The organism is Denitromonas iodatirespirans, from assembly GCF_018524365.1.
Taxonomy (GTDB): domain Bacteria; phylum Pseudomonadota; class Gammaproteobacteria; order Burkholderiales; family Rhodocyclaceae; genus Nitrogeniibacter; species Nitrogeniibacter iodatirespirans.
The window spans coordinates 96723-108789 of record NZ_JAEKFT010000019.1; the positions used below are offsets into that span (position 1 = coordinate 96723).

Below are 12067 nucleotides of genomic sequence, written 5' to 3' on the forward strand. Positions count from 1 at the left end.
CGTCCTCATGCCGCCGCCTCCAGCGCCACCAGTTGCCAGCCCTCGGGCAGCGCCGGGCGGGCGCCGACGGCGTAGGCCACGCCGGCCGGAGCGGCCTCACCGGTCACGCGCCATTGCGCCAGCACGCGGCGCGCGGCCTCGGCATCGCCGTCGGCCACCCGCTGCGAGCGCAGCGCGCCCCATTGCCCGTCGCGCCACACGCCGAGCGTCATGCGCCCACCGGCCTGCACCAGCAAGGCGCCGTCGCGCGCCGCGCACTGGCGGCGCACGCGGTTGAATTCGGCCACGAAGGCGCCGGTCAGGCTCGTCAGCCGCGCCTTGCGCGGCGCCAGCCGGGCGTGCAGACCGGCGATCAGCGCGGCGGGCGCGGCGCACACCAGGCGCGCGTCGTCGACCGGGTCGGCATCCATCGCCACGGTCCACTCGGCCGGGTCGATGCCGTGCACCGTCTTGAACTGATGCGCCAGCCAGGCCTCGCGCTCGCGCTTGCCGCGCACCGCCGCCGGCCAGCGCACCACCAGGTAGCGCAGCCAGTGGTCGGCCAGACAGGCGCGCACTTTGGCCCGCGGCGGCAGATGCTCGGTCAGCGCCGCCGGCCAGGGCTGGGCGCCGGCATCGAGCGGCAGCCGTTGGCCCAGCAGCTCGCAGGCGTCGGCATGCAGGTGCAGGCGCACCGGTTCAGCCCAGAAGCGTGACACGGTTCAACTCCTGCAAGGTGGTGTCGCCGGCGGCGACCAGCGCGGTGGCCGCGTCGCGCAGGCTGAGGAAGCCGCGCGCCTGGGCCGCCGCCTTGAGCGCGCGCACCGGGGCGCGGGTGACGATCAGCTCGCGGATCTCGTCATCGAGGATCAGCACCTCGGCAATCGCCCGCCGCCCCTTGTAGCCCGAGCCGCGGCACTGGCCGCAGCCATGGCTGGCACGGAAGCGGAAGGCGGACACATCGCCCAGGCGCGATTCGGCCACTTGCGCGGGGTCGGGGGTGACGTCATCGGCGCAGTGCGGGCAGTTGATGCGGATCAGCCGCTGCGCCACCACGCCGTTGAGCGCGGCCACCAGGTTGTGCGGGTCGATGCCCATGTGGGTGAAGCGGCCGATGACGTCGAACACATTGTTGGCATGCACGGTGGTGAACACCAGGTGGCCGGTGAGCGCGGCCTGCACGGCGATTTCGGCGGTCTCGCCATCGCGGATCTCGCCGACCATGATCTTGTCCGGGTCGTGGCGCAGGATCGAGCGCAGGCCGCGGGCGAAGGTCAGGCCCTTCTTTTCGTTGACCGGGATCTGCAGCACGCCGGGCAGCTGGTATTCCACCGGGTCTTCGATGGTGATGATCTTGTCCAACCCGCGGTTGGTCTCGGCCAGCGTGGCGTAGAGCGAGGTGGTCTTGCCCGAGCCGGTCGGGCCGGTCACCAGCAGCATGCCGTAGGGCTCGCTGGCGAGGCGCCGCAAGGTGGCACGCACGGCGTCGTCGAAGCCCAGGCTTTCGAGCGACAGGCCGGTCATCTCCTGCGTCAGATGCTCCTTGTCGAGCACGCGCAGCACGGCGTCTTCACCATGGATGCTGGGCATGATCGACACGCGGAAGTCGATCTCCCGCCCCGCCGCCTGCGCTTTGAAGCGCCCGTCCTGCGGCACGCGGCGCTCGGCGATGTCGAGCTCGGCCATCACCTTGATGCGCGAAATCGCCTGCTCGGCCAGCTCGGTGCCCTGCACGCTGCCCACGCGCGAGAGCACGCCGTCGATGCGGTACTGGATCACCAGCCCGGCCGGCACGCATTCGAGGTGGATGTCGCTGGCGCCTTGCTTGAGCGCGTCGTAGAGCGTGGAGTTGACCAGCTTGACCACCGGGCTGGCGTCTTCGCTGATGCGCTTGAGCGAGAGGTCTTCGGCGCCGCCGTTGCCCTTGGCGCCGCCGCGCGTCTCCGACAGGCCGGCGGCGCGGCGCACTTCGTCTTCGTGCCGCGCCAGGCAGGCGGCGATGTCGTCATGGTCGGCCAGCACCACGGCGAAGGCTTCGTCCAGCCGGGCGCCGAGGCCGTCGACCAGCGCGCGGTCGAAGGGGTCGGCCAGCACCAGCAGCAGCGCGCCGCCGGCTTCGCGCAGGGCGATGCACTCGCGGCGCAGCGCCTGCTCGAAGGACACCACGGCAAAGTCGGGCGCGAGCAGCATCAGCTCGGCATGGCCCATCAGCGGCAGCCCAAAGGTGCGCGCCAATCGCGCCAGACGCGGCGCGGCTTCGGTTTCGATGGCGGCCAGCGCGTCGAGCATGCGCCCGCCGGCGGCACGTGCGGCGGCCAACTCGTCGGGCGAAAAGGGCTGGATCTGCGGCGCGTTCATCCCACACTCTCCGCCAGCTGGAAGATCGGCAGATACATGAGCACCACGATACCGCCGATGGCCACGCCGATGAACAGCATCAGCAACGGGCCGATCAGGCGGGTCAGCCACTCCACCTGCCGGGCGGTGTCTTCTTCATGGAATTCGGCCGCGCGGGTGAGCATTTCGCCGAGGTTCCCAGCGCGCTCGCCGACCCGCAGCATGCGCAGCGCCACCGGCGTGGCCAGCCCCTGCGCGGCCAGCGTGTTGGCAAAGCCGGCGCCCTCGCGCACCCGGGCAATCGCCTGCTCCAGCGCCATGCGCAGCGTCGGCGTGAGCAGCCCGGCGACCATGCCCAACGCGGTCACCACCGGAATGCCGCCCGACAGCAGCATGCCTAGCGTGCGGTAGAAGCGCGCCAGCTGAAACACCCGCAGCCGCTCGCCGATCATCGGCAAGCGCCACATCAGCCGCCCCACCGCCGCGGCCGTGGCCGGCTGGCGCGCCAGCGCCACGATGCCGATGACCGCCGCCAGCAGCGCGCCGGCCACGATCAGCGCATTGGCTTCGACGAACCGCCCCCACTCCATCAACAGGCGCGACATGAAGGGCAGATCGCCGCCCACGTCTTCATAGATATGCGAAAAGCGCGGCACCACGTAGCCGAGCAAAAACAGCACCACCAGCCCACCCACGCCGAGCAGCAGCACCGGGTAGATGGCCGCGCTCACCAGCTTGCTGCGCAGCGCCTCCACCTGCTGGCGATAGGCAATGAAGCGCGCCACCGCCGGCACCAGATCGCTGGTGCGCTCGGCCGCGCGGATCATTGCCACATACAGGTCGGGAAAGGCATGCGGCGCCGCCTCCAGCGCGGCCGACAGCGGCCGCCCCTCGCGCAGCGCCTTGCGGATGTCGTCGAGCACGCCGCGCACCGCGGGGCGGGTTTCCTTTTCGGCCAGGGCGTCCACCGCCTCGGCCAGCGGAATGCCCGCGCCCAACAGCGCCAGCATCTCCTGGTTGAACAGCAGCAGCGGAAAGCGCGCGCGCCGGCCGCCCTGGCGCTCGGCCCGCAGCGACAACACCGTCAGCCCGCGCGCGCCGGCCAACTGGCGTGCCTCGGCCTCGGTGGACGCCTCGAAGGCCGTCTCGACGACGTCCGCCCCCTGCCCGACAGCCTTGACCCGGTAACGCATCTACCAGTTCACGATATCGGCGGCCTCGCCCTCGCCACCGGGCTGGCCATCCTTGCCGAAGGAAAACAGGTCGAACTCGCCATGCTCGCCCGGCGAACGGTACTGGTAGGGCTTCTCCCACGGATCGTCCGGCACCGCCTTGCGCAGGTAAGGCCCCTGCCACTTGCGCTCGCCGGCCGGCGCCGTATTGAGCGCCGCCAACCCCTCCTCGGTGAGCGGGTAGCGACCCACATCGAGCCGGAACTGGTCGAGCGCCTTCTCCAGCGCATTGATCTGCGCCCGCGCCGTCTGCACCTCCGACTTGCCGATCTGCGAAAAGAAGCGCGGCCCCACATAACCCGCCAGCAAACCGATGATCACCATCACCACCAGCAGTTCGAGCAGCGTGAAACCGCCCTGGCGGCCACTCTCGCGCAGGAAGGATGCGGCACTTGCCGCCGGCGGCGCGGCGCGCAGGGCCGAGGCCTCGTCCATCGCCAGGCGAGTTGAAACCCGCCCGACCTCATCCGGTACGCAGGCGCCCTCCTGTAGGGCGGGTTTCAACCCGCCGCCGCCACGCCGAAAACGCGCACGCGTGGCATGGGCCGCCGCAAACAAACCACGCATGGAAAAACACATAAACCCGATCGGCAAGAAACGCATGGACTCGAACACTCCCGGGCAGCCAGGCTGCTCCACAAAGGCGAACAGGGTAGGTGCGCAATGTGACACCGCGTTGACCTGCCAAACGGTACATCAAACCCCAGCCGGGGTGAAACGCTGCCGTCATCTGCCAGCGTCACGATGGCAAGCCCGCCCCACCACCGGAAGCCCGCTCATGATCGACGATCTCGACCTCGACTTCGCCCTCACCGGCACGCGCCGCGCTTGGGTCAGCAGCGAAGTATCCTCTACCATCCTTCCCGATACCGATTGGGACATGCCCTATGACGATGCCAACCTCGACCCGCTCGACGACGAAGGCCCCGTCTCATGCGAATGGGTTAGCTAGAAACACTCTCGCCATCGCCCTGGCCGCCCTGCTGTGCGCGCCGCCCGGCGCATCGGCCGACACGCTCTACAGCTTCGTCGACGAACACGGCGTCATGCACTTTTCGGACAGCCCCGCCAGCGACCCCCGCTACCGCCGCATCGCCGGCGCGCCTCAAGCCGCCGCCTCCGCGGGTAAACCCCAGCCCCGCCCCGCCCCCACCGCGCTACGCCCCCACATCGAACACGCCGCCCGCCAGACCGGCCTCGACCCGGCACTGATCCAGGCCGTCGCCCAGGTCGAAAGCGCCTTCAACCCCAACGCCCAATCCCCCAAAGGCGCCCTCGGCCTCATGCAGCTCATGCCCGCCACCGCCGAACGCTACGGCGTCACCAACCCCCTCGACCCCGCCACCAACCTCCTCGGCGGCGCCCGCTACCTGAGCGACCTGCTCCGCCTGTTCAACGACGACCTCGAACTGGCGCTGGCCGCGTACAACGCCGGGGAGAACGCTGTCATGAAGTACGACAAGCAGATTCCGCCGTATCGGGAGACGCGGGCGTATGTGCCTAGGGTGTTAGCGAGGTATGCGGTGGAGCGGGATGGGCGGTAGGCGACGAACGAGAAAGCACAGATAAACCATTTATTTGTCATTTAAACGGCGCTTCGAACTGATACAATCCAACCATCTAGGGTTGGCCTTGATTGCAAAATAGGCATGCAATCCGCCTAGAGACCGCCCTAAAATATTGATTACGCATTGTTGACACTTTTCCCTTGATGCGATTAAGCAGAAATCCATGAAACCAAAAAAAATAAAGAAATTTTTTGCATACCTCTTGATGGCATCGGCCTTGCTGGGGTTCTCTGTTTCAGGATTTGCGCAGACTACCATTTCAAACCGAGTTATCGTCAAGTCTGGTGTATGCGCCGATCTGGCATGGCTGATCAGGCGGCGCGTCGCTGCTGCTGCTCCTTCTCTTTGTCTTTGACGGGTTCACCGTCTTTGAAGAGGACGCCGTCCATCAGTTCGGCAATGCGCTCGTGACCGCGAATCCGGCGCCAGGACTTCTCGGCCTCCTGCACGAGCTTGAAGGCCAGTCCGAGGAAGGTTGCGCGCGACACGCAGTTCTTCGTGCGAGTGGTGCGGTGGCGTACGGTGGCGAAGGTCGATTCGATCGGGTTGGTCGTGCGCAGGTGAATCCAGTGCTCGGCCGGCAAGTCGTAGAAGGCAAGCAAGGCGTCGCGGTCGGTGACGAGCTTGTCGGCGGCCTTCGGGTACTTGGCCTGGTAGGTCTGCACGAAATGGTTGAAGGCATCGATCGCCTCGGCCCGCGTCGGCGCCATCCAGATATCATGAAGCTGCGCCTTTGCCTTGGCCTGCAGACATTTGGGCAGCGCGTTGAGCACATTGGCCGTCTTGTGGACCCAGCAGCGCTGCCGGCCGGTCTCGGGATAGATCTCGTCGAGTGCCGCCCAGAAACCGAGCGCCCCGTCGCCCACCGCCAGGCGCGGACCGACTTCGAGCCCGCGGGCCTTCAGGTCGCGCAACAGATCGAGCCAGGACTGCTTGGATTCACGGTGCCCGTCACAGATCGAGACCAGTTCCTTGGTGCCATCGAGCTTCACGCCGATGATCACCAGCAGGCACTGGCGGGCGTCGTCCTCGCCGCGCAAGCTGGCGTGGACGCCGTCTGCCCACCAGTAGACGTAGCGATTGCCGGCCACAGTCCGCTTCATCCAGCTCGCGTACTCGGTGGCCCATTCGGCTTTCAGGCGGCTGACCACGTTGGGCGAGAGCCCTCGGGCCTGCTCACCGAGCAGCACCGTGAGCGCTTCGCGCATGTCGCCCGTCGAGATGCCCTTCAGGTACAGCCACGGCAGCGCCGCCGACACCCGGGCCGAGCGGCGCACATATGGCGGCACCAGCGCGGAGTTGAACTTCACCCCGCCGCCCGAGCGGTCGCGCACCTTGGGCACGCGAACCTCGACGTTGCCGACCGCCGTGAGCACCTCGCGCGCCGGCAGGTGCCCGTTGCGCACCACCGCCCGCTGCCCGCCCAGCATCCGCACGTTCTCGTACTCCGCCAACAACTGCTGCACCTCCACTTCAATCGCCTTCTGGATCAGATCCCGCGCGCCGCGCCGGATCAACTCCTCCAGCGACTGCCCCACTTGCGATTGCTCGAACGACTGCTCACTCGTATCCTTCTTCAAGGCGTGTCTCCTTGTTTGCTGAAAATTTGGTCTCGACAACTCAATTCTCAGCAGAGGCACGCCGCCTCATCAAGTCTTCATATCAGGATTCAGTCATACACCAGTTCTGACTATATCTCTTTCAAACCCCCAGTGCAGGCAGTCTGGAAACCCAGCCGCGTGGTTTGACTGCCTCGCTCCAGAGTACTCATCATGGAGATGCGATCAATACTATTCATCAAAACCGCGATTTGACGCAGGCACAAGCAACTACCCCGATCTTGTCGGATGCGCTTCAAAGCTGATCGACTGGAAAATGTCTAGGAGGTACGACAGCAACTGGGAGTATCAGATAAAGTCATACCCATCGGAGCTAGACTTTCGAGCCATGTCGCCAATCAGTAGCCCTCAGTTTATCTATGGTCGGGGCGAAGGAGTTGGCCTATACAAAGGCATTGAAAGCAGCGTCTCCCGGTTTACAATCGAGTATGAGCGCCGCTTTTCATGCGACAAGCCGGGCCGAATTTCAGTCCACCGATATGCAATAAAGGATGACAACAAGTACCCCTCGGATGACCCACCTTATGTTGGCTATTACTGCAGGTATTACATAAATCCGCATGAGGCTGGTGAGTTGCTTGCAGGACAGTGCCCCGCTTCGAAACACCCGGTCTCCTATGTCAACGGCAACAAGTACTTGCCGGAAACCGATCTCGAGTCGAACGCTCTAGCTGGGCTGCCGATTAGCCGGCACTACAACTCTCTAGGCGTCAATGGTCGCGTCAGTATTGGCGCCAGATGGCGGTTGAGCATTGATCGCCAACTTACCATTGACTCCCCCAACATGATCACGGCCTACCGTGGGAGCGGGAAATACCTGAACATGGTTCGGAGCGGAGTTGGATTCCTCCCCAGCGCAGGCGGTAGTGAACGAGTTCAGGAGGTCATGGATGAAAACGTAGTCGCCGGCTGGCTACTGTTTGACTCCAACGGCGAGATTGATCGATACGACGCTCAAGGGAACCTTACATCGATCCACAATACTTTCGGCATGAAGTGGGAAATCATTCGCAATGATGCCGGACGCATCATTGCCATTGCCAACGATTTTGGCGTTGAAGCCAAGCTCCAATACGATGACCTCCACCACGTGGCCTCCATTAACCTGCCCGATGGTAGTCGTATTGGCTATACGTATGACTCCGGTGGCAATCTTTCCTCTGTACAGTACCCCGACGGCTCTTCCCGTACCTATCATTACAACGAAGCCAGCTTCAATGGGGGCAAAAACCAACCGCACTCGTTGACGGGAATTGACGATGAAAGCGGTAACCGCTACGTCAGCTACTGGTATGACATGAGTTTGCGTGCAATAGCCGAAGAACTGACCGGGGGAGTTGACCGCGCCGGTCTGAAGTTCTCGACAGGCAAAACCACTGTCACCGATGCGCTGGGCACTGTGCGGGACTATCATTTTGAACCGGTCAACCGTGTAGCTCGCTACAAAAGCCAATCCCAACCCGCCGGCGCCGGCTGCAACGCCTCCACCGCTGCCCTCACCTACGACCCCAACGGCAACGTCGCCACCCGCACCTCTTTCGACGGCACCGTCACCACCTACACGCACGACCTCACCCGCAACCTCGAAACGCGGCGCATCGAGGCCTCCGGCACGGCCGACGCTCGCACCATCAGCACCGAATGGCACCCCGACTGGCATCTGCGCAGCGCGCAGGCCGAGCCGAAGCTGATCACCCGCTGGATCTACAACGGCCAGTCCGACCCGGTCTCCGGCGGCACGGCGTCTTGCGCGCCCTCGGATGCCGAGGTGATCGAGGGCATGCCCATCGCCGTGGTGTGCAAGAAGGTCGAGCAGCCCACCACCGATGCCAACGGCGCCGCCGGCTTTGCCGCCACGGCCGACGGCCCGGCGCGCGTCTGGTCCTACACCTACAACCGCTACGGCAAAGTCCTCACCGCCGACGGGCCACGCGCCGATGTGGCCGACCTGTGGACCTACGAGTACTACGCCGCCGACGCCACCTGCCCCGGCGCGGGCGAAGGCACGGGCATGGACAAGGGCTGCCGGGGCGAGCTGCTGCGCGCCACCGACCCGGCCGGGCTGGTGACCGACTACCTCAAGTACAACGCCCACGGCCAGTTGCTGCAGATGCGCGCGCCCAATGGCGTGATCACCAGTTACGCCTACGACCTGCGCCAGCGCCTCACTGCGCAGGAGGTGGGCGGGCTGCTCACCAGCTTCGACTACGACCCGCGCGGCCTGCTCGAACGCCTCACCCTGCCCGACGGCACGGCCATCGACTACACCTACGATGCCGCCCACCGCCTCACCGACATCACCCACGCCGCCACCGGCGAGCGCATCCACTACACGCTCGACGCGGCCGGCAATCGCACCGCCGAGACGGTGTTCGACGCCACCGGCACCGCCGTGCGCAGCCTCGCGCGCAACTTCGACGCTCTCGGCCGGCTGTGGAAAGAGGTGCGCAGCGTCAACGGCCAGGCGGCCGAAACCGTCTACCTGCACGACGCCGAAGACCGCCTCACCCACGCCACCGATCCGCTCACCCACACCAGCCAGTGGCAATACAACCGCCTCGGCCAGCTCAAGGCCGAGATCGACGCCCTGAACCACACCACCGCCCTCACCCCCGACGCGGCCGGCAACACCACCGCCGTGCAGGCAGCTAACGGCGCCACCACGCAGTACACCGTCAATGGGCTGGGGGAAGTCATCCAGGAAGTCAGCCCCGACAGAGGTACCAGAACATATCACTATGATGCGGCGGGAAACCTCACCGCCATCACCAAAGGGACGGGCTACAACCTCCCTCCCGAGCAGTACATCGAATCTGACCCGCGAGGCGGCTACATTCTCACGGCCTTCGATGCGCTCAACCGCCCAACGGCAACGCGCTTCGTCACGCCGCTCGGCGCAGAAGAGGCCAGGATTTCCACCACCTGGGACACCGCCCCCAACGGCGCAGGCCAGATCGCCCGCCTCGCCGGCCCCGACGCCACGCTCGACTGGGCCTACGACAGCCTCGGGCGCGTCAGCAGCCAAACACAAACCCTCGGCGCCGTCGCCCTCACGCTCGGCACCGCCTACGATGCCGACGGCCGCCTCCAAAGCCTCACCTACCCTTCCGGCCGCGTCCTGCAACTGAGCTACGACAGCGCCGGGCGCGTGAGCGGCCTCGCCTTCACCCCCTACCAGATCGCCAGCAACATTGCCTACCACCCCTTCGGCGGCATCAAAGCCATCACCCTGCTCAACGGCATCGTCCACCACCGCGGCCAAGACACCAACGGCTGGCCCCAGGGCTACACCCTGGGCGAGCAGCCGCTCGACTTCGGCTACGACCTGGCCGGGCGCGTCACCGGCCTCGACCAGAACGGCACCGCCTACGACCAGGGCTTCGGCTACGACGCCGCCGATCGCCTCACCAGCTACACCGGCTACCCGGCGCTGCGCGCCTACACCTACGACGCCAATGGCAACCGCACACGACTCACCGCGGGTAGCGCAAGCATCGACACGCAATACAACAGCGGCACCAACAAGATGTTCATGGAATCTGGCCTGGCTGCACTGCCTGGCGGCGTTTTCAGCGCCTTCCAGACTCAGCATTGGAACAGCTACGACTCGGCGGGCAACTTTGTTGGCCAGTCCCACACACTGCACTACAACATCGCCGGGCAGCTGGCCTCCGTGACCAGCGGAGGCAATGCCGTCACCTACCAGTACGACGGCCTCGGCCGGCGCGTCTCAAAGTCCGGCCCCACCATGCTCGTGCCCGGCGGTTTCGTGCGCTACGTGTACGACGCCGCCCACCACCTCGTCGGCGAATACAAAGCCGACGGCACGCCGATCAAGGAATACGTGTGGATCGGCGATCTGCCGGTGGCGATGATCGAAACCCACCCCGACAGCACCACCACCGCCTACGCCATCGAAACCGACCACCTCGGCACCCCGCGCCTCCTCACCGACGCCACCCGCGCCCCCCGCTGGCGCTGGACCAGCCCGCCGTTTGGCGAGGTGTTGCCCGAGGACGATCCGTCGGGGCTGGGCGCCGTCACCTTCAACCTGCGGTTCCCGGGGCAGTACTACGACAAGGAGACGGGGCTGCATTACAACTGGAATCGGTATTACGATCCGGGGACGGGGCGGTATGTGCAGTCGGATCCCATCGGGCTACAAGGCGGGTGGAATACTTACGGCTATGTCGGGGGGAATCCGGTCTCGCGGATAGACCCTTTCGGATTGGCGGAGGAAGGATTCCTCGGAGGGGAATCGGGCAACCCTCCAGTCGGACTCCCGAATCCTTCGGTGGAAGCGCAGCGCCAACTTGCGCGGCACCTGACACGAATGCTCAGCGAGATTCGAGACAGATTCTGCCCCCCTGATGGGCAGTGCCCTCCTTGCAGGACTGTGAGCGGGAGAATCGTTCCCGTCGGCACTATCGCGTACCGACCTCTGGATGTCATTCCGGACGACGTGATGCAACACGGCGTGTACGGATCTCACCACAACATCTTCGTAGCGAAACAGAATCCTAACAATTGCCAGTGCTTTTGGCAGAAACAGAAGTACGTTCTCAAACCAGGAGAGCTGCCGCCCAAAGCAATTCCGATCGAGCCGTTCGTTAATTGAGGAGATGGCGAATGCAATACGCTGACGGGCAAGAAGTGCGCATAGGAGACAGAGTGAAGCTCGGGGCTGACGACAACGGAGTCGTCGTGTGTTCGATTGACACCAACGAGTATTCCGACGACTACCCGCTGGAGAAATGGTCCTACCTTGAGAGGGGCGTAATGATTGAATTCCCGGAATATGGACTCATTCATTATGAGGAAACCGATCCGGACTTGGAGCTCATTTCACGGAGCAACCAATCACCGCAAGGTGCGTAGGGCGGATGAGCGAAGCGTCATCCGCCTTTGGTTCCGCTTCACCGCGCACGGCGCAGCCGAAGACCAATGCCGGGGGACACAGCAAGCGTAGCCCGGCCGAGGGCCATAGGCCCGACGCCGGGGACATCGTGCCGGGCTGGCGATGCTGATCCCGGCGTCGCTGCGCTCGGCCGGGCTACGGGTACTGCGCTCGGCCGGGCTACGGGGACTTGCCACATGTAAATAGAGATGCAGCGCATACCGGTGGAATTCAAACAGTTCGAGCAATTCCTCGGATTCAATAGATGCACACATATGGCGAGCCAAATAGATGGATGACAAAATTGTGGCTCTCTTGAAAAACGAGTGGGTTACGCGGCATGCTGATTGAGTTTTCCGAAGTCCAGCTTGCCGGCGAGCAGGAACACGACGGCACGGATGGTGGAGAAGCTCGCGTAGCCACGCGCCTTGCGCT

At 65.0% G+C, this 12067-nt stretch carries 9 protein-coding genes and 1 pseudogene; 5 read left to right on the forward strand and 5 right to left on the reverse strand.

Going from position 1 to position 12067, the window contains the following annotated elements; all coding sequences use genetic code 11:
• Window positions 1-5: 5 nt before the first annotated feature.
• From I8J34_RS16215 to gspG, 4 genes are read right to left on the reverse strand one after another with little or no spacing between them, the layout of a single operon-like run.
• On the reverse strand, window positions 6-698 hold the full coding sequence (locus I8J34_RS16215) for a hypothetical protein (protein ID WP_214362674.1): 693 nt from the start codon (window positions 696-698) through the stop codon (window positions 6-8).
• Window positions 679-2337, reverse strand: a complete 1659-nt coding sequence (locus I8J34_RS16220; RefSeq protein ID WP_214362675.1) for a GspE/PulE family protein — start codon at window positions 2335-2337, stop codon at window positions 679-681. The genes I8J34_RS16215 and I8J34_RS16220 overlap by 20 nt, the downstream gene beginning before the upstream one ends.
• Window positions 2334-3509 (reverse strand): type II secretion system F family protein, encoded by a 1176-nt coding sequence (locus I8J34_RS16225; protein ID WP_214362676.1) that lies wholly within the window; start codon window positions 3507-3509, stop codon window positions 2334-2336. Before I8J34_RS16225 ends, I8J34_RS16220 begins: the two co-directional genes overlap by 4 nt.
• Window positions 3510-4052, reverse strand: coding sequence for a type II secretion system major pseudopilin GspG (gspG, locus tag I8J34_RS16230; RefSeq protein ID WP_230411876.1), 543 nt, complete (start codon window positions 4050-4052; stop codon window positions 3510-3512).
• 274 nt (window positions 4053-4326) lie between these two features.
• On the opposite strand from gspG, the gene I8J34_RS16235 reads away from it, so the two are divergent.
• Entirely contained in the window at window positions 4327-4500 is a 174-nt protein-coding gene (locus I8J34_RS16235; RefSeq protein ID WP_214362677.1) for a hypothetical protein, read from the forward strand.
• On the forward strand, window positions 4442-5092 hold the full coding sequence (locus I8J34_RS16240; protein ID WP_230411877.1) for a transglycosylase SLT domain-containing protein: 651 nt from the start codon (window positions 4442-4444) through the stop codon (window positions 5090-5092). The genes I8J34_RS16235 and I8J34_RS16240 overlap by 59 nt, the downstream gene beginning before the upstream one ends.
• A 335-nt stretch (window positions 5093-5427) precedes the next feature.
• Here I8J34_RS16240 and I8J34_RS16245 read toward each other — a convergent pair whose 3' ends face one another.
• Window positions 5428-6696: an IS256 family transposase gene (locus I8J34_RS16245; protein WP_214362679.1), complete on the reverse strand. Its 1269-nt coding sequence runs from the start codon at window positions 6694-6696 to the stop codon at window positions 5428-5430.
• A gap of 367 nt (window positions 6697-7063) precedes the next feature.
• On the opposite strand from I8J34_RS16245, the pseudogene I8J34_RS25110 reads away from it, so the two are divergent.
• The 3 genes and pseudogenes from I8J34_RS25110 to I8J34_RS16255 all read left to right on the forward strand — a co-directional run.
• Window positions 7064-7543: pseudogene (locus I8J34_RS25110) on the forward strand (DUF6531 domain-containing protein); the annotation flags it as partial.
• Between the two features lie 78 nt (window positions 7544-7621).
• Complete coding sequence (locus tag I8J34_RS16250; protein ID WP_214362680.1) at window positions 7622-11353, forward strand: RHS repeat-associated core domain-containing protein; 3732 nt, start codon at window positions 7622-7624, stop codon at window positions 11351-11353.
• Window positions 11354-11364: 11 nt separating this feature from the next.
• Entirely contained in the window at window positions 11365-11613 is a 249-nt protein-coding gene (locus I8J34_RS16255; protein WP_214362681.1) for a hypothetical protein, read from the forward strand.
• Window positions 11614-12067: the final 454 nt, after the last annotated feature.